This is a genomic window from Thalassospira sp. B30-1, assembly GCF_015767575.1.
Lineage (GTDB): Bacteria > Pseudomonadota > Alphaproteobacteria > Rhodospirillales > Thalassospiraceae > Thalassospira > Thalassospira xiamenensis.
This window is the reverse complement of sequence record NZ_CP065232.1, coordinates 2,825,951-2,845,000: the sequence shown is the minus strand read 5'-3', so window position 1 is coordinate 2,845,000 and position 19,050 is coordinate 2,825,951. Positions and strand designations below refer to the sequence as shown.

Below are 19,050 nucleotides of genomic sequence, written 5' to 3'. Positions count from 1 at the left end.
TGAGACAGTTCGGTCCCTATCTGCCGTGGGCGTAGGATACTTGAGAAGAGCTGTCCCTAGTACGAGAGGACCGGGATGGACGCACCTCTGGTGTACCGGTTGTTCCGCCAGGAGCATCGCCGGGTAGCTAAGTGCGGAAGGGATAACCGCTGAAAGCATCTAAGCGGGAAGCCCCCTTCAAGACTAGGTATCCCTATCAGATCCCTGGAAGACCACCAGGTTGATAGGCTGGGTGTGGAAGCGTGGCAACACGTGAAGCTAACCAGTACTAATTGATCGATCGGCTTGATTGATCCCTCTTGCTAATTGAACATTCTGACTTCTTGCGCAGCGGTAAAACCCGCCATGCAAAATACAAAACATCCAATATCGCACATCACAAAAACTCCGATCTCTTCGCTGTGTTTCGACGGCCCGGTGGCCATAGCGGCCGGGAACCACCTGATCCCATCCCGAACTCAGAAGTGAAACCTGCCTGCGCCGATGGTACTTTGTCTTAAGGCACGGGAGAGTAGGTCACCGCCGGGCCTTCCAAACACAGCTCAAAATATTCCCTAATCACACAAAACATCCAGCGCCGCCTCACTCCATGATGCGGCGTTATCTGTTTAACCCACCGGTTAATCATCACCCTGACGCGGGGTGGAGCAGCCCGGTAGCTCGTCAGGCTCATAACCTGAAGGTCAGAGGTTCAAATCCTCTCCCCGCAACCAAATAAAAAAGGCGGTCCCTTCCGGGGCCGCTTTTTTTATTTGATCACGTGAAGAGCCTTTAAACCTCTGATCTTCCTGCGTTATGGGCCTGTGCTCATAACTTGAAGGCTGAGGCTGTGAAGAAATCGCTCCAGTGGAGCGATTTTAAGCCGAAGGTTGAGCACGGGCGGGAGCCCGCGCGCAGACTGCGGAGGTTCCACCCCCCCCAAAAAAAACTGACAGTAATCCGCTCCCCCATATCTTTTTTCAAAAAGTTCTTGATTTGTTCTTTTATTTGTGGCATAAGAGAAAAGTCAACGGGAGAAATGCACCCGGACAGAAACCCGCGAGGCCTTGAGCCTTGCGGGTTTTTGCGTTTGGGGCCGGATGAAAGAGGTGATCAGGATGCAGCGGCAAAGAGACGGACATAGACACGGGCCGGGCGGCGGGGTGCTCCGCAGGATATGGGGCGGCGGATGGCGGAGCCATTACGGCGGCATTCTGCCCAAGGACTAAGGGGACTAACCCGGTCATTTGTCATGACGGGAGAGGTGCGTCTTGTTGGAAAAGGAGCGTTAGATTTGCCGGGAACGGCAGCAATGGCAGCAATGGCAGCAGCGGGCAGCGGTGATCTGTGACCTGTCAATGGTGGACCGGTGGGGCCCGTGCGCCCGAAGTTTGTCCGGGCTTCATCGGTTGCCGAAAAGTGATCCATGGCCAGAAGTGATCGGAGCGAGCAGGGAGCCCGAAGGTCGCCTGTTGGCGAGGATTGCGGAAGCCCAAGGTTTGTCCGGACTTCAGTGGTTGTGAGAATTCCGGTTTAGGGTGGGTGCTCTGCCGTCGCATCGATCATCGGCTGGCGGCGGTCCGGATTGCGCGCTCACCACTGTGGTGGGCTTCAATCTCCAGCGTCCGTACTTTGCAGCAGAAGATAATGACGCTATCCTATTGAAACTTTAATGCGAGTCAGGGGGGAGGGAGAGAGTCATGCAGGTTCCGAAGCGCATTCGTGAGCTAGTTGCACTCTTTGAGGACAACAAAGAGGCGTATAAGAACCCAGCTTTCAAGGAAGCCCAAGCCCGGAAAGAGCTTATTGACCCTTTCTTCGAGGAACTAGGTTGGGACATGGGGAACCACCAGGGGTTCGCGCAGCAATACAAAGAGGTTGTACACGAAGATACGCTGAAGATTGGCGGAAAAAGCAAGGCTCCTGACTACTCATTTCGCATAGGTGGCGTGCGTAAGTTCTTCCTTGAGGCGAAAAAGCCGTGGGTGAACATTAAGGACGACCTTGATCCGGCTTACCAGCTTCGTCGCTATGCTTGGAGCGCCAAGCTCTCGCTGAGCATCTTGACCGATTTCGAAGAGTTTTCGGTCTATGACACTCGGATCAAGCCAAAGAAGACCGACAAGGCAGGCGTCGGCCGCATTCTCTATATGCGGTATGACGAATATGAAGATAGGTGGGGCGAGATCGCCTCGGTTTTCTCGAAGGACGCTATCTTCAAAGGTGGCTTCGACAAGTGGGCTGACGATTTATCTAAGAAGAAAGGTACGCTTGAAGTCGATGAAGCTTTCCTCGCCGAGATTGAGGGATGGCGTGCAACTCTTGCAAAAAACATTTACCTTCGAAACAATCATCTTTCGCAGCCGGAGCTAAACGAGGCGGTTCAGAAAACGATTGACAGGATCATCTTCCTACGAATCTGTGAGGATCGAGGTATTGAACCTTATCAGAAGCTTGGCAAGATTGGTTCGCAAAAGGAGGTCTACAAGAAGCTTTGCGACGCCTTCAAAGACGCAGATGACCGCTACAACTCTGGTCTGTTCCACTTCAAGAAGGGTGACGGCTCGCCCGAAACCCTAGATACCTTCACACTTGGCTTGAAAATCGACGATAAGCCGCTGAAGGAGATTCTGGGACGACTGTATTTCCCGGACTCGCCATATGAATTCTCCGTGCTTTCGCCGGACATTCTTGGGCAAGTTTACGAGAGGTTTCTCGGCAAAGTCATTCAAACCAAGGCTAAGCGAGCCACCATTGAGGAAAAGCCAGAGGTTAGAAAGGCGGGAGGCGTCTATTATACTCCAGTCTACATCGTTGAGCGCATCGTCAAGACGATCCTAGATCCATTACTGAAGGGCAAGTCTCCCAACGTAATAGCGGGCGGCGGTAAGGCACCGGCTCTTCGCATTCTGGACCCGGCCTGTGGATCGGGGTCATTCCTCATCAGTGCCTATCAGTACCTGATTGATTGGCACACCGCATGATACATTAAGGATGATGCCAAAAAGCATTCTAGAGGCAGTCGACCGAAGTTGCATCAAACCAGCGCTGGCGAATGGCGACTGACGACGACCGAACGCCGAGCTATCCTTCTCAATAACATCTATGGTGTGGACCTTGATCCTCAGGCGGTCGAGGTCACTAAGCTGTCCTTGTTATTGAAAGTGCTTGAAGGTGAAAGCGAAGAAGCCATCAATGCTCAGCTCAAGATGTTTCATGAGCGGGCTCTGCCTGACCTCGCGGACAACATCAAATGTGGAAACAGTCTTATCGAAGGAAGCTTCTACGATGGGAAAGAGATGGCACTTTTCCCCGAAGAGAAGCAGGTGCGAATCAATGCATTTGACTGGAGCAGTGAGTTTAAGGGGATCAGCGGTTTTGACGCTGTGATCGGGAATCCCCCTTACATCCGCATTCAGGAAATGCAGAAGCGAAACCCCGAAGAGGTTGAGTACTTCAAAGAGCAGTACCAAACCGGCTCCATGGGGAGCTACGACATATACGTTCTGTTTGTCGAGAAGGCGCTTGACCTTCTGCATGAAAAAGGTCGGATGGGATTCATCCTTCCCAACAAGTTCTTTACAGCTAAATACGGACGGGCGCTCCGAGGGATGATCACCCAAGGAAGACACCTCTTCGAACTTGTTGACTTCACCGATCAGCAGGTTTTCAAAGATGCCACTACCTACACGACCTTGCTTTTTATGAGTAAAAACCGGAATACCAAATTCTATCATACCGAGGTGAAGGAGTTGCACACATGGCGTCTCGAACCGGGGGCCGGTCGCAAGCAGTTCCCGGCAAATACCCTTTCCTCTGACCTGTGGGTGGTTGTTCACGATGACAAAGAGCGTGCCTTGTATGAGCGGCTGAAGGGGCTCAGGGGGACTAAGCCACTGAGCAGTATCATCCAAAACATTGGGCAAGGCATCCGAACGAGCCGCAATCAGGTCTACGTGCTTCATGATGTTACTGAACATCCTACTGAAGCCACCGTGGAAGGGCATTCTGTGGAGTTAGATAAGCGGGTTACTGTAAATCTACCGCTTGCAAAGCGTTTTCTTGATGGCAAAGCAGCGAAAGCTTACAGCTTGAGTGCACCAGGTCAGGCCGTTATCGTTCCTTACACAGTTGCTCAGGGGAAGGCGTACATCATCGAGGAAGCCACCATGAGAAAAATCTACAAGAAGACATTTGACTATCTCACTAAATGCAAGGAGCCACTTGAAGACCGAGAAAGGGGGCGTCTTCGAGGTAAACCAAACTGGTACGGATACATCTATCCAAAGAATCTCGAGGTCATGACCTCCCCTAAGCTCGTCGTGCCGGACACCGCGAACTCTGCCGCAGTGGCAATAGATGACCAAGGGCAATATGTGCTAACGAGCGGGTGGGGTATCACCTTGAAGGAAACCACCAAGGTATCTCTTTGGTATGTTATGGCCTTGCTAAATAGCCCAATCCTAGACTTTTTTTGGCGCAAGGTTAGTACCCGGTTTCAAGGTGGTTACTACCGCTATTTCCATGAAAACCTCAATCCGATCCCGATTTACTGTGTCAACTTCAGGGATACAGGTGAGAAGGCAATCCATGACGCAATTGTAGCCGATGCTAAGGCTCTAGTGGAGGCATACGAGACCTCCAAGACGGCTACGACAGGCCAAATTAGAACCAATGCCCAAAGGGCAATAACTCGGTTGACTCAGAAGATCAATAAGAAGGTTGCCGACCTCTACGGGCTGACGATCGAAGAGCGGACGCTTTTAGGAATTTAGGCCGGTAGCAACTAACCATCTCTTGAGTGATATAAAGCCCCCCGACCGGGGGGCTTTCGTCAGAGCCCAAACGCTCCAATCCAAACCATCTCAAAAGCCTAAACCCTTACGCCAGATCAAACCGATCCGCATTCATCAATTTGACCGAATCCGCCAAGAACTCAGCGACGAGCTTGTCGCCCTTGGCATAAGCGTGTCGCCCTTATAGGCTCCACACATCCCCCATGCGCAATGGTACTCTCCATTCGTCGTATTCGTTCAGTCCATATCCTCCGAGTTTTGTTATCCTTTGAAATTGCAATCATAGGATGGTTTTTGTCCTCCGTTTTCCGGGCAGGAGCCTGCTGATTGGAATGGAAGGCCGGGAAGTAATTCCGGCGTCATATAATCGGAGGAGGAAGCAGATGAGCAGCAACAGAGGTGTGGTGTATGTCGGGCCCGGCAAGGTCGAGGTCAGGAATATTGCCGATCCGGTGATGGCATCGCCGAATGGCCGGAAGCTTGACCATGCCGTCATTCTGAAAGTGATCAGCACCAACATTTGCGGATCGGACCAGCATATGGTGCGCGGCCGCACGACCGCGGAGCCGGGGCTGGTTCTGGGGCACGAAATCACCGGCGAGATCATCGAGAAGGGCAGCGACGTCGAGCAGCTTGAGATCGGGGATATCGTATCGGTCCCGTTCAATGTTGCCTGCGGGCGGTGCCGGTGCTGCAAATCGCAGGATACCGGTGTGTGCCTGACGGTGAACCCGGCGCGGGCCGGGGGTGCCTATGGTTATGTCGATATGGGTGGCTGGATCGGCGGGCAGGCGCGTTATGTCATGGTGCCCTATGCTGATTTCAACCTTTTGAAATTCCCCGACCGTGAACAGGCGATGGATAAAATCCGCGACCTGACGATGCTGTCCGACATTCTGCCGACCGGGTTCCACGGTGCGGTGCAGGCCGGTGTTGGTGTCGGGTCCATCGTTTATGTTGCCGGTGCCGGGCCGGTCGGGATGGCAGCCGCCGCGTCGGCGCGTATCCTGGGTGCCGCCGTCGTGATGGTCGGTGATTTCAACAAGGAACGTCTGGCGCATGCATCGAAGATGGGCTTTGAGGCGGTCGATCTGTCGCAAAGTGACCGTCTGGGCGAAATGATTGCCGAGATCACCGGAAGCCCGGAAGTCGACAGCGCCATCGATGCGGTCGGGTTTGAAGCCCGCGGGCATAGTGGCGGCGAACAGCCGGCCATTGTCCTGAACCAGATGATGGAAATCACACGTGCGGCCGGTTCCATCGGCATTCCGGGGCTTTATGTGACCGAAGATCCCGGTGCGGTCGATGATGCGGCCAGGCAGGGCAGTCTGTCATTGCGGTTCGGGTTGGGCTGGGCCAAGGCGCAGTCGTTCCATACCGGGCAGACGCCGGTGATCAAATATAACCGGCAACTGATGCAGGCGATCCTGCATGACCGCCTGAAGATTGCCGATATCGTCAATGCGCAGGTGATCTCGCTTGACGATGCGGCGAAGGGCTATGAAAGCTTTGACCAGGGAGCGGCCAAGAAATTCGTGCTTGATCCGCATGATGTTCTGGCGAAGGCCAGCTAGTCGGGAGGCTTGGACTAACCCGATTGAAACGAAAAACGGGAGCCAGCGGTGGCTCCCGTTCTTTTTTGCGCGCTTGCGCGGATGATTAGCTGCGCGGTTTGAGGTTTTCCGGGTCGTAAAGCGGTTTGTAGCCGATGCCGACGACTTCGACGGGATAGATTTCGTCAAAATAGGAGACGGTCAGTTTGCGGCCTTCCTGGCAATAATCCCACGGCAGATAGGCAAGGGCGATGTTTTTGCCGATGCTGGGGCCGAATGCGATGGAGGTCGTATAGGACCGACGGCCCAGTTCATCGATCAGGGTTTTGCCGGTGTCCGGGTCCATGACCGGCAGATTGCCGACCGGGTAGCGCGCCACCCCGTTGGCATCAATGTTGTCTGTCATGACAAGGGTGCAGAGCATGGCCGGTTGATGATCGCGTTCGCGATATTCGACATGCTTTGCCTTGCCACGGAAATCGGCCTCTTTGACCTTTGGGCGGGCGAGGGCGGCTTCGATCAGGTTATATTGCGTGTGCAGATCGGCGTTTTGCAGGCGCAGTGATTTTTCCAGACGGCGCGAGTTGGCGTAGGTTTCAACACCCACGGCCATCACCCCAATGCCGCGCAGCGCATCCCAGACGGCAAGACCGTCTTCGTAGCGCATATGAAGCTCCCACCCCTGTTCCCCGACATAGGAAATGCGGAATGCGGTGACGGTTTTACCGGCAATGCTGATCTGGCGGATGGCGGCAAACGGGAAGTTTTCGATATCGAGTTCTTCGGGGGCGGCAACAACCTTTTTAAGGTTTTCGCGTGCGTTCGGGCCCCAGATACCAATCGTGGTGAATTTTTCGGTGACGTCGGTGATGGTGACGTCCCAGCCCTTGTCCTGTGCCATGCGGCGCATATAGATCAGGTCACGCGGACCGGCATCGGCACCATTGACCAGACGGCAGCGATCGGCCATGCGGAAGACGGTAAAGTCGGCACGGACCATGCCCTCGTCATCGAGCATGTGGGTATAGATACCCTTGCCGATATTGGCATCCCCGCCGACTTTGGCGGCACAGAGCCATTCCATGAGTTCGACATGATCCGGGCCTTCGATATCGGTCATGTGGAAGTGCGACAGGTTGATGATGCCGCAATCGTCACTCATGGCGAGCTGTTCGGCGTTGGAAACGCGCCAGAAATGGCGGGTATCCCATTCATTTTCACGTACCGGAACCCGGTCGGCGTATTTTTCCAGCAGATGTTCGTTGGCGGCATAACCGTGCGCACGTTCCCAGCCGCCCAGTTCCATGAAATAGCCGCCAAGTTCGACTTCGCGTTCATAGAAGGGGGAGCGGCGAATGCCGCGGGCTTTTGAAAATGGCTCGCGCGGGTGGACCGGCGGGTTATAGATCTTTTTCGCGGTTTCCCAGCAGCGGTCGTAAATGTATTTCTCGTCGAGCTGGAATTCATTGAAGCGGGCGAAATCAATTGCATGGTGATCGACATGGGTGCGGCCATGGGTCATCCAGTCGGCAATCAGTTTGCCCATGCCCGGCCCGTCCTTGATCCAGATGCCGACCGCATACCAAAGGCCGCGCAGCTTCTGGCTTTCGCCCATCGAAGGGCCACCATCGGCCGAGGTTTGCAGAAGACCATTGAAGGAATGGCTTTCGTTAAAGCCAAGTTCGGTCAGGATCGGGGTCAGTTCCATGGCGCGTTCAAGCGGTTCGATGACGTCTTCGAGTTCAAGATCGCGCTGGGACGGGGACAGGCGTGCCTGATCCTTTTCAAGGATTTCGCGCGGATGGACCAGACGCGGGTTTTCTTCGTAGTAATAACCCCATTCGATCTGGCCGCCCTCGGTACTTTTGGGATCGCCGGTATCGCGCATATAGGCGGAATTCCCCTGATCGCGCAGAAGCGGCATGCCGATTTCAACACCTGTTCCGGCAAATTCGTTATAGGGCCCGAAGAAGGTCAGCGGGTGGTCAACCGGCATCACCGGCAGATCTTCGCCGGCCATTTCGGCAATCAGGCGGCCCCAAAGACCGGCACAGACGACGACATAATCGGCATGGATCGTGCCGCGTTCGGTTTTAACACCGGTGATGCGGCCATTTTCGGTGATCAGTTCAAGGGCGGAGGTGTTGGCGAAAATTTTGAGCTTGCCGCTTTCGACACCCTGATCGATCAGCTTGCCAGCCACGGTTTGCGAACGCGGAATGACAAGGCCGGCATCCGGGTCCCACATGGCACCCTGAATCTGGTCTTCTTCGAGAAGGGGGAATTTTTCCTTGGCCTCGGACGCGCTGATGATTTTGACGTTGGTTCCGAATGCCTTGCCGGAATCAACGCGGCGTTTGAGTTCGGCCATGCGGGCATCATCGCCAACGCGCGCAACTTCGATCCCGCCGATGCGGGCGTAATGGCCCATCTTTTCGTAGAAATCGATGGAATACATTGTTGTCCAGCAGGACAGCAGATCGTGGCTTGTCGCAAAGCAGAAATCGGACGCATGCGCGGTCGAGCCGATATCGGTCGGAATGCCGGATTTGTCGATGCCGACAATATCGTCCCAGCCATTTTCGATCAGATGATGCGATACCGATGCACCGACAATACCGCCGACGCCGACGATAACGACTTTTGCCCTGTTCGGAAATGCGGCCATTTCTCTCTTTCCTTCTTATTGCGATGGTTATCTGGTGTCGGCGGCGGCGGAATTTTGGCGGTATTACTGGGTGAAGAATTATTGAGTGAAGACTACGGTGCGGTTTTTATTGAGCATCACGCGGCCTTCGAGGTGATATTTGACACCACGGGCCAGAACGCGGGCTTCGATATCGCGCCCGGTGGCGACGAAATCCTCGGCCGACATGGCGTGGCTGACGCGTTCGGTTTCCTGTTCGATGATCGGGCCTTCGTCGAGGTCGGGCGTGACATAGTGCGCGGTCGCCCCGATCAGTTTCACGCCGCGTTCATAGGCCTGATGATAGGGCTTTGCCCCTTTGAAGGACGGCAGGAACGAGTGGTGAATATTGATGATCATGCCATAAAACTGGCTTGAAAGATCGTTGGTCAGGACCTGCATATAGCGGGCAAGGACGACCAGTTCGGATTTGGTTTCCTTGATCAGATCGGCAAGTTTGGCTTCCTGTTCGATCTTGTTTTCCTTGTTCACCGGCCAGTAATGGAAGGGGATGCCTTCCTGATCGGCGATTTTGCGCGCGTCTTCGTGGTTCGAGACGATGGCGGCGACCTCGGCATCAAGCCAGCCGACCTTGATCTGATAAAGCAGATGCAGCATCGCGTGATCGAATTTGGACACCATGATGATGATCTTGGGACGGCGGGACAGATCATCGATCTTGAGCTTCATATTGAAGCGGTCAACCGCCGGGTTCAGCATCAGTTCGATTTCGGCCTTGCTGACATTTTCCGGTGTGCTGGTGGCGATGCGCAAAAAGAACTGGTTGGTCTGACGGTCCCAGAACTGGTTGGATTCAATGATATTGGCCCCGCGCGATGCCAGGGCAGAGGCGACGGTTGCGACAATGCCCGGCTGGTCGTCACAGGCGATACGCAGGGTATAGGAATGTTCGCTCACTGGAGTGCTCCGTTTCAAAGGGGTGTGACGTTCGTGTCAGAGCTGACGCTCCAGTTCGGGAAGAATGTCGAACAGATCACCCACAATGCCATAATCCGCGACCTGGAAGATCGGTGCATCTTCGTCGGTATTGATCGCAACGATGATTTTGGAATCCTTCATGCCCGCAAGGTGCTGAATGGCACCCGAAATGCCACATGCGATGTAAAGATCGGGGGCGACGACCTTGCCGGTCTGGCCGACCTGCAAATCATTTGACGCATAACCGGCATCCACGGCGGCACGGGATGCGCCGATGGCAGCGCCGAGTTTGTCGGCAACCGGTGTCATGACCTGCTGGAACTTTTCGGCGGAACCAAGGGCGCGGCCACCCGATACGATGATCTTGGCCGAACCGAGTTCCGGGCGATCATTTTTCGACAGGATATTTTCAAGGAAGGTTGAAAGACCGGTTGCGTCCGATCCGGCATCGATGGTTTTGATCGGGGCGGGGGCGTTGTCGCCATTGGCGGCGGCGAAGCTTGTGGTGCGGATCGTGAGGACCTTTGTCGCATCAGTCGTCTGCACGGTTTCAATCGCGTTGCCGGCATAGATCGGACGTTTGAAGGTATCGGGGGAAACAACCTCGATCACGTCGGAAACCTGCATGACATCGAGAAGGGCGGCAACGCGGGGCAATACGTTTTTGCCCGTGGTGGTGGCTGGCGCGAGGATGGTGTCGTAATCGCCTGAAAGATTGACGATCAGGGCGGCGGTCGGTTCGGCAAGGCGGTGTTCAAGGGCGTCGCTTTCTGCAAGCAGCACGCCACGAATACCTGAAAGTTTTGCCGCTGCATCGGCGACGGAAGAAGCATTTTTTCCGGCGACCAGAATGTCGATATCGCCACCAATCAGGGATGCAGCACTTAATGCCTTGGCGGTCTGATCGGACAGGGATTGATTATCGTGTTCTGCAAAAAGAAGAATGGCCATTTTTATCTCCGCCCGGTTCAGATGACGCCAGCTTCGGCTTTGAGCTTTTCGATCAGATCGGTTACACCGGCGACCTTGATCCCGGCGGTGCGACCGGCGGGTTCTTCGACCCGGATCACGCGAAGGCGCGGGGCAACCGTGACGCCGAAATCATCGGGCGTTCTGGTTTCCAGCGGCTTTTTCTTGGCCTTCATGATGTTGGGAAGCGACGCATAGCGCGGCTCGTTCAGGCGAAGATCGGCGGTGACGATGGCGGGCAGGGTGACTTCGATGGCCTGCAGGCCACCATCAACCTCGCGGGTGACCTTGGCGGTGGTATCGCCAAGGTCAAGTTCGGAGGCAAAGGTTGCCTGCGACCAGCCGAGCAGGGCGGAAAGCATTTGCCCGGTCTGATTGGCGTCATCGTCAATCGCCTGTTTGCCAAGGATGACGAGGTTTGGATTTTCGACCGCAACCACGCCTTTGAGCAGTTTGGCGACAGATAGCGGTTCGATGGGGCCATCGACCGTGATCAGGATGGCGCGATCCGCCCCCATGGCAAGGGCCGTGCGCAGGGTTTCCTGCGCCTGTGCCGGGCCGATGGAAACGGCGACGACTTCGTTCGCCTTGCCGGATTCTTTCAGGCGCACGGCTTCTTCGATGGCAATTTCGTCAAACGGGTTCATCGACATTTTGACATTGGCAAGATCGACACCAGTGCCGTCTGCCTTGACGCGGATTTTGACGTTGTAATCAACAACCCGCTTTACAGGTACGAGAACCTTCATCTTCGTCCTTCCTGATAAAATCGCGGTTTGGGGATTTCATCCTTTCGCCGCGAAATCGCATTATTGGTATTGTTGAAAAATAGCTTGGCGAATTTTTGCGCCGGAAAATAGAATGTTTGCGTCAAAGCGGGATTATCGCTACGACAGATACAGCAACCTTGTCTGCATCGGAGGGTCTAGGGCCATGTATTCCGGATCTCAAAGCGTCAAAGCGGGGCGTCCTGCGAATGCGTCTGGTGCGGGCAAGTCGAACCACGAAAAGCCGCGGCTTTCGGTCGGGTTCATTCTGGCGAAGCGGTTTACGCTGTGTGCCTTTGCCAATTTTGTCGATGTGCTCAGACTGGCGGCTGATGAAGGGGATCGCAGCCGACCGATCCTGTGTAACTGGACGGTGGTGTCCGACACCATGGACCCGGTGCCGTCAAGCAGCGGTATTATCGTTCAGCCCAAGGAACGGCTGGGCGACCCAAGGCGATTCAATTATATCGTCGTGGTTGGCGGGCTTATGGAAGAAACGCCCAATCTTGGATCGGCCTATCACAAGTTTTTGCACGAGGCGGCGGAGGCCGGTGTGCCGCTTGTCGGGATATGCACGGGGGCGTTCCTGTTGCACCGGGCGGGGTTGCTTGACGGGTATCGGTGTTGCGTTAGCTGGTTCCATCATTCCGATTTCATCGAACAGTTCGAGGGACTTGATCCGGTTGCCGATCAGATTTTTGTCGTTGACCGGGATCGGCTGACCTGTTCGGGCGGGGTCAGTTCGGCTCACCTTGCAGCCTATCTGGTGGACAAGCATGTCGGGCGGGCACAGGCCAGCAAAAGCCTGCATATCATGATCATTGATGATGCGTTGCAGGCGGAAAAACCGCAGCCGGGTATTCCGCTTGATCTGAAAACGCAGGACCCGATTGTGCAGCGGGCTTTGCTGATCATGCAGCAGAATATCGACACACCGATTTCGGTGCAGGAAATCGCGCGCCGGATGGGCAACAGCAAACGCCAGATTGAACGCCATTTCAGGCTTTCGCTTGATACATCGCCGCAGGTGGCGTTCCTCAATATCCGGCTTGATATGGCCCATTACCTGATGGCGAAAAGCCAGAAGTCGGTGGCGCAGGTGGCGGTGGATTGCGGATTTTGCGACTCATCACATCTAAGCCGGATGTTCCGCCGCCGGTATGGTTGCACGCCACAGGAATTGCGGCGCCCGGTGGCCGATGCAGAACCGGCTTTGGTTGACGCATAACTGGTACGTTAAAAACCAGACAGAACACGAAAACGCCGCCCGGAAGATCAGCCTTCCGGGCGGCATTTTTCAGTGATCAAAGACCGTGATCAGCGCGGTTCGCTGGCAAGTCCGCGCCAGATGGCAACGCACATCACAAGCAGAACAATCGTAAACGGCAATCCTGTTGAAATCACCATGGATTGCAATGATTTCAGACCGCCTGCCGAGAGCAGCAGGACAATCGCGACCAGACCTTCGAACACGCACCAGAAGACGCGTTGCGGCATTGGTGCGTCGACCTTGCCACCGGCTGCAATCGTATCAATGACCAGCGACCCGGAATCCGAGGACGTGACAAAGAAAACGATGACAAGCACGATCCCGATAAAGGACGTGATTGACGCCAGAGGGAGTGCATCAAGCATGGTGAAGAGCTGCACGGGAAGGTCGGCTTCCTGCACGGCGGTGTAGCCGTCACGAACGACCTGGCTGATGGCAGAACCGCCAAAGATCGACATCCAGAGCACACAGACCAGCGACGGGATCAGCAGGACACTGATGATGAATTCCCGCACGGTACGGCCACGGCTGACACGGGCGATGAACATACCGACAAACGGGGACCAGGAAATCCACCATGCCCAGTAGAACGATGTCCATCCCTGCATGAAGTTGACATCTTCGCGGCCAACCGGGTTTGACAGGGCCGGAAGATATTGAAGATATGCCCCCAGGAAGTCAAAAACATCGGTTGCCAGAAGCAGGGTCGGACCCGCGACAAGCACGAACAGGAACAGCAGGAAGGCAATCCCCATATTGATTTCGGATAACAGCTTCACCCCGGATTCCAGACCGCGAACGACCGAGAACAGGGCGATGGAAGTGATGCCGACAATCAGGATCACCTGCCAGGTGGTGTCGATGGGCATTCCGAACAGCTTGTTAAAGCCGGAATTTGCCTGAACCGCACCAAGACCAAGCGAGGTGGCAAGACCAAAAAGGGTCGCGAAAACAGCCAGAATATCAATGATATGCCCCGGCCATCCCCAGACGCGTTCACCGAAGATCGGATAGAAGGCGGAACGGATGGTTAGCGGCAGACCCTTGTTATAGCTAAAGAGCGCAAGGCTGAGTGCGACGATGGCATAGATCGCCCAAGGGTGAAGGGCCCAATGGAAAATCGATGCCGCCATGCCCAGACGAACGGCTTCGTCCTGTGTGGCGGCGGCACCCAGCGGGGCCCAGTCGGTGCGAATGCCATCGGCACCCACGGCAGTCCCGCCCAGAGAAGACGAGAAGTGGCTTAGCGGTTCCGAGACACCATAGAACATAAGCCCGATTCCCATGCCGGCCGCAAACAGCATGGAGAACCAGCTTAGGTAGCTGAAATCGGGTGTTGCGTCCTTGCCGCCAAGCCGAACCTTGCCATAGGGGCTGACGACGACGACAAGGCAGAGAATTACGAAAATGTCGGCGGCACCGATGAAGAACCAGTCGAAGCCTTTGGTGACTTCTGAAAACAACAGGCTGAAAACCGAATTTGCCTGTTCTGGCATCAACAGTGTGTAGGCAACGAACGCGATGACGGTCAGGGCGGAGACGGCAAAGACGGGGTTATGGATATCGAACCCGATGGGGCCGAGATGCCCTTCGATATTGTCCTGACCGATATTGTAGTCTGTATCAATCTGGCCTTCTGGCGGCGTTTCTTCCGCCGGTGTTTTGACGTCACTCATGAAGCTTCTCCTGTTATGAACCTGCGAAAAAATTCCGTCAGGAGAGATCCTTTGATTGGACCCTTCTTGTGATTTGGATAAAAGGATGCCGCGCACGCCAATAGGCGAGCTCATTTATGCTGTTGGTAACGTGCGGGGCGTAAGGCAGAGGTCTGGAGTTCTAGAGTTCGACCTCGATGTCCGACAAAGGTGTCGAACAACAAATCAGGACTTTGCCCTGATCTATTTCGCGCTGGCGGATACCGCCACCGTGCTGCATATCGACTTCACCGGAAATCAGTTTTGACTTGCATGTACCGCAGATGCCGCGCTGGCAGGAGGACATCGGCAATATCCCCGCCTCGCGTGCCGCCGAAAGAACGGTCATGCCCGGACCACATTCGACAACGTGGCCGGTTTTGGTGAAGCTCACCCGGAAGGTCTGGCCGCTGATTTCCGGGGCCGCGACAGGCTCTTCAAATGTTCCGGCTGTTTCCGCGCCGAAGTCGAAGCTTTCCTCGTAATATTTCTCCATGTCGAAACCGGCATCGCGCAACATGTTGCGAACACCTTCCATGAAGGGGGCAGGGCCGCAGCAGAACACCTTGCGGTCCTTGAAATCGGGCAGCATCAACGACAGCATCTGAATGTTGAAGCGGCCGGTATAGCCGGTCCAGCTGTGGTGGGCGGCGGCGGTGCTGCAGGTGAAGGCAATTCTGAGGCCCGGGTTCTGGGTGGCAAGAAGCGACAGTTCCTTGTGGAAAATGATGTCGGCCGGGGTGCGCGCCGCGTGCACGAAATACAGATCGGACGGTTCGGACAGATCGCAGGCCGTGCGGGTCATCGACATCATCGGGGTGATGCCGCTGCCTGCCGAAATGAACAGGAGCTTTTCCTCGCCAGTTGCATCGGTGGTGAATTCACCGAACGGGCCGGAAACATTCACTTCCTTGCCGGGCATCATATAGTCATGCAGCCAGTTCGAACCGGGGCCGCCCGGTACGCGTTTGACCGTGATCTCGATCCGGTAGGGGCGGGCGGCAGATCCCGAAATCGTGTAACTGCGCGTGACCATGCCTTCGACGGGCAGTTCAAACGTCATGTATTGGCCCGGATAGAAGCGGAATGCGCGCGGTTCGCGGGCTGAAAAGACGAATGTTTTTACGTCGTGGGTTTCCTGCCGCACCTGCCGACAGACCAGAACGTCATCATTTTCCGGGTCCCAAAGCGGGATGCGGGTGGCCTCGGTAAAGTTTTCATCGTCCCCGGACGGGGCGGCTTGCCCGGGTGCCGGTGGATTGGTCTGGGTCATCATTTGGTGGCCGCCCCGGATTTGTCTTTGGCCAGATGTTGATTCATCCGGGCGATATACCAGTCACAGAATGCTTCGACATGCGGTTCGGTAAAGCGTGAATAGGGGCCGGGTTCGTAGGATGGCTGTTCACTGCCAAGCTGGGCAATACGGACAAGATCGGCGTCCTGCTGGTTGGTCATTTTCCAGACCTGGGTCAGGTTATCGAGATTGTAATCTTCGCCTTCGATGGCGTCCTTATGGACAAGCCATGTGGTGCGCACCAGCGTGCGGTCGGCTGATAGCGGCAGGACCGAGAAGGTGACGATATGGTCGCTCATGAAATGGTGCCAGGAATTCGGATGCGTCCAGAAGCTGAGCCCGCCCAGCTTCGGATCGGTGAATTTGCCCAGCAGCTTTTTCGAGGCGACCTTAGTGTCAAGGGTGTGAGATTCACCTTCCCACATCAGCGGCAGGCGCATGGTGCGAAAGCCGGTGATATCCGAAAGATGATCTTCCTCTGCCGATGGCAGGCCACAGGATTCCCAGCGTTTATGCTCGTTTTCAATCGCGCTGGTATATTTTTTGACGTCTTCGGACCGGCGTTCGTCCATTTCATCGGGGGAAAAGCCAAAGCCGAATTCGGATAGCGGCACGGTCAGTTGCGGATGGTTGGCTTCGCAGTGATAGCATTCGCGGTTGTTTTCCATCGTCAGCTTCCAGTTGCCTTCCTCGATCAGGTCAGAGGTGAAGGCAACCTTGCAATTGGCGATGTCGTGCGGTGCGATATAGGGCGTCATCACGCGGGCCATATCGTCGATGTCTTTGGGGGCTTCATCGGCAAGGCAGATGAAAATCAGTCCGGCGATGGAACGGATATGGACGGCTTTAAGCCCGTGACAGCTTTTATCAAAGCCAGCCCCCATATGTTCGGCCAGGATCAGATCGCCGTCTTCGTTATAGGTCCAGCCGTGATAGCGGCACACGATATTGCCGATTGTCGTGGCGCGTTCGTCGATCAGCTTTGCCCCACGGTGGCGACATACATTGTGAAACGCGCGGATTTCCATATCGTCGCCGCGCAAAAGCAGGATCGATGCGCGGCCTACCTCGACCGTGATGCAGTCACCCGGTTCGGGCAGTTCCGGCTCTACCGCGACGAAAATCCAGTGCCGGTTGAAAATGACCTCTATATCCAGATCAAGGATTTCCGGGGCATTGTAAAATGGCGCTTCAAGGCTTTTGCCTTTCTCGCGGCGCGACACGAGTTCTTGTATGTCAGAAGAAAAACGCATGATCGGTACCTCAACTTATGAGGGTGTCACGGGAGAAGGACTTTGTCGGTCCTTGCGGAATGAGTGAATGATGGACCTGTCTTGGGTGCAATGAAACAGGAAGCAGTGATTTTCCGTCTCCGGACGACATCATTGGCCGGTTTCAGGTGTTTGTCACGGCAACGAACAGGCAAGGCAAAAGCACATGGAAATGCTTCCCGGTGGCGCAGTTCGGCCCTTTCCCGGTTGGTCACAACAGGGGGGCAGATACTTGAAAAACAAGCGCCCGCAAACGGGATGCCTGTCTTGTATGCGGCGCGTGCTGTCAATTGCACCCAAAGTCTCCCTCTTTTCATGCGGCAGGTAACCTGCTCTTCATTCGCCCTTGATGAACAACAGGCGATTAAAAAGATTTGAAAATCTATTGCGAATTGGACGGCAGGTGGCAGGAACCTTGAGGCAATCACACAGTAAAATTGCGACGCAAGAGTGTAACATTGGGTGTCAGATCGCCATGATCGGTTGTTATCCGTTGAAAACAGGGCGTTTTGGTTTCGCCGGTCGTATCAGGGACAGGAATGATTCCTTATGGAATATGGCGTCCTGGGCGGGGTTTTGTGACGGGTGTTCCGTTAGAGGGCGGGAACATCAAAATCGTACCGACGTTTTAAAATCGCCCACATCTGTCTGGGCCTGATTTTTCTGCCAGCAATGACATTTCGTGAAAACAGGTTAGACTGTTGCGCAATCTGGATTTTCTGATCAAAGAAGATCGGCCGATCAACAATCTTTCCAGTCCCTGGTCCTGACCCTGACAACCACAAAACCCGGAAGCCACCATATCATGTCTCATTCTTCCAAAGGCGCCATTTATATGGCTGCTGCCGCCAATCTTTTGATCGCCGTTGCCAAGTTTGGCGGGGCGGCGGTTACCGGGTCTGCCGCGATGATGTCAGAAGGGATCCATTCGCTGGTTGATACCGGAAATCAGGGATTGCTTCTGCTTGGTATCCGGCTGTCGAACAAGCAGCCCGACAAGCAGCATCCGCTTGGTTATGGCAAGGAAACCTATTTCTGGTCGTTTCTGGTGGCGGTGATGATTTTTGGCCTTGGGGCGGGGGTTTCGATCTGGGAAGGGGTGGATAAGATCATTCATCCCCATGCGCTTGATATTCATATGGTTGCCAGCATCGGCGGGTTCGATGTCATGACCTATCATGTCGTGCTGTCGATCCTTGTGGTTGCCATGCTGCTGGAAGGGTTGGCGTTCCGGACAGCCTACCGGGCCTTTGTCACGCAACATCCCGATACGCCAGTTTTGAAGGCCATTCACGATACCAAAGATCCGACCGTGATCGTCATCCTGTTTGAAGACAGTGCGGCCATGCTTGGCCTGATCGTTGCCTTTTTCGGGATATCGGCGGCGTATGTTCTTGATATGCCGCTTTTGGACGGGATTGCATCGGTTGCGATTGGCGTCATTCTGGCGGTTACGGCGTTCTTCCTTGCGGTGGAATGCAAGGGATTGCTGATCGGTGAAAGTGCCACGGCCGAAACCCGGTCAAAGATCACTGCAATGGTGAATGCCATTCCCGGGATCAAGCGCGCCAATGAAATCATTACACTGCATCAAGGTCCGCAAAGCCTTATGGTGTGCATCAGTGTCGATTTTCAGGACAATATCAGTTCGAACCAGATAGAGGCGACCGTTTCCCAGGTCGAAGCCGATATCCGATCCACCATTCCCGGTGTCGCGAAGGTGTTTATCGAAGCGCAAAACTGGCGGTCGCATCAGGAGCTTCTTGCTCAGTGATCTGGCGCAGTGATTGGGTGCAATGATCGGGTGCAATGATCCCGCCATTCAGCCGATC

General features: G+C 55.0%; 12 protein-coding genes, 1 tRNA gene and 2 rRNA genes (1 of these 15 running past the window's edge). 8 read left to right on the top strand and 7 right to left on the bottom strand.

Annotated elements, in window-relative coordinates:
* From IT971_RS13665 to fdhA, 6 genes are all read left to right on the top strand, one after another.
* Nucleotides 1–293 (top strand): 23S ribosomal RNA (locus IT971_RS13665) (it extends 2,457 nt beyond the left edge of the window).
* A gap of 120 nt (nt 294–413) precedes the next feature.
* Nucleotides 414–528, top strand: a 5S ribosomal RNA gene (gene rrf / locus IT971_RS13660).
* Nucleotides 529–636: 108 nt separating this feature from the next.
* Nucleotides 637–713 (top strand) — tRNA-Met (locus IT971_RS13655).
* Between the two features lie 966 nt (nt 714–1,679).
* Nucleotides 1,680–2,963, top strand: coding sequence for an N-6 DNA methylase (locus IT971_RS13650; protein ID WP_196871066.1), 1,284 nt, complete (start codon nt 1,680–1,682; stop codon nt 2,961–2,963).
* Nucleotides 2,964–3,011: 48 nt separating this feature from the next.
* Complete coding sequence (locus tag IT971_RS13645; RefSeq protein WP_196871065.1) at nt 3,012–4,754, top strand: Eco57I restriction-modification methylase domain-containing protein; 1,743 nt, start codon at nt 3,012–3,014, stop codon at nt 4,752–4,754.
* Between the two features lie 404 nt (nt 4,755–5,158).
* A complete protein-coding gene (fdhA, locus tag IT971_RS13640; RefSeq protein ID WP_063092663.1) occupies nt 5,159–6,349 on the top strand; it encodes a formaldehyde dehydrogenase, glutathione-independent in 1,191 nt (396 codons plus the stop codon).
* 85 nt (nt 6,350–6,434) lie between these two features.
* Here fdhA and IT971_RS13635 read toward each other — a convergent pair whose 3' ends face one another.
* The 4 genes from IT971_RS13635 to IT971_RS13620 form a co-directional block, all read right to left on the bottom strand.
* Nucleotides 6,435–8,996, bottom strand: coding sequence for an FAD-dependent oxidoreductase (locus tag IT971_RS13635; RefSeq protein ID WP_063092664.1), 2,562 nt, complete (start codon nt 8,994–8,996; stop codon nt 6,435–6,437).
* Nucleotides 8,997–9,074: 78 nt separating this feature from the next.
* Nucleotides 9,075–9,932: a formyltetrahydrofolate deformylase gene (gene purU / locus IT971_RS13630; RefSeq protein ID WP_063092665.1), complete on the bottom strand. Its 858-nt coding sequence runs from the start codon at nt 9,930–9,932 to the stop codon at nt 9,075–9,077.
* Nucleotides 9,933–9,968: 36 nt separating this feature from the next.
* Nucleotides 9,969–10,904 carry an electron transfer flavoprotein subunit alpha/FixB family protein gene (locus IT971_RS13625; RefSeq protein WP_063092666.1) on the bottom strand — a complete coding sequence of 312 codons (936 nt, stop codon included), beginning with the start codon at nt 10,902–10,904 and terminating at the stop codon, nt 9,969–9,971.
* 17 nt (nt 10,905–10,921) lie between these two features.
* A complete protein-coding gene (locus tag IT971_RS13620) occupies nt 10,922–11,671 on the bottom strand; it encodes an electron transfer flavoprotein subunit beta/FixA family protein (protein ID WP_007091357.1) in 750 nt (249 codons plus the stop codon).
* A gap of 184 nt (nt 11,672–11,855) precedes the next feature.
* Between IT971_RS13620 and IT971_RS13615 the strand changes: the two genes are divergently transcribed.
* A complete protein-coding gene (locus tag IT971_RS13615) occupies nt 11,856–12,917 on the top strand; it encodes a GlxA family transcriptional regulator (protein WP_063092667.1) in 1,062 nt (353 codons plus the stop codon).
* 89 nt (nt 12,918–13,006) lie between these two features.
* Here the strand turns inward: IT971_RS13615 and IT971_RS13610 are convergent, their stop codons facing one another.
* From IT971_RS13610 to IT971_RS13600, 3 genes are all read right to left on the bottom strand, one after another.
* The gene (locus tag IT971_RS13610) at nt 13,007–14,635 is read right to left on the bottom strand and encodes a BCCT family transporter (protein WP_063092668.1); all 1,629 of its coding nucleotides are present in this window, start codon (nt 14,633–14,635) and stop codon (nt 13,007–13,009) included.
* Between the two features lie 160 nt (nt 14,636–14,795).
* A complete protein-coding gene (locus IT971_RS13605; protein ID WP_175494880.1) occupies nt 14,796–15,929 on the bottom strand; it encodes a hybrid-cluster NAD(P)-dependent oxidoreductase in 1,134 nt (377 codons plus the stop codon).
* Nucleotides 15,926–17,200: an SRPBCC family protein gene (locus IT971_RS13600; protein ID WP_007091361.1), complete on the bottom strand. Its 1,275-nt coding sequence runs from the start codon at nt 17,198–17,200 to the stop codon at nt 15,926–15,928. The genes IT971_RS13605 and IT971_RS13600 overlap by 4 nt, the downstream gene beginning before the upstream one ends.
* Nucleotides 17,201–18,023: 823 nt before the next feature.
* Here IT971_RS13600 and IT971_RS13595 point away from each other — a divergent pair.
* Nucleotides 18,024–18,992 carry a cation diffusion facilitator family transporter gene (locus IT971_RS13595; RefSeq protein ID WP_063092669.1) on the top strand — a complete coding sequence of 323 codons (969 nt, stop codon included), beginning with the start codon at nt 18,024–18,026 and terminating at the stop codon, nt 18,990–18,992.
* Nucleotides 18,993–19,050 lie beyond the last annotated feature (58 nt).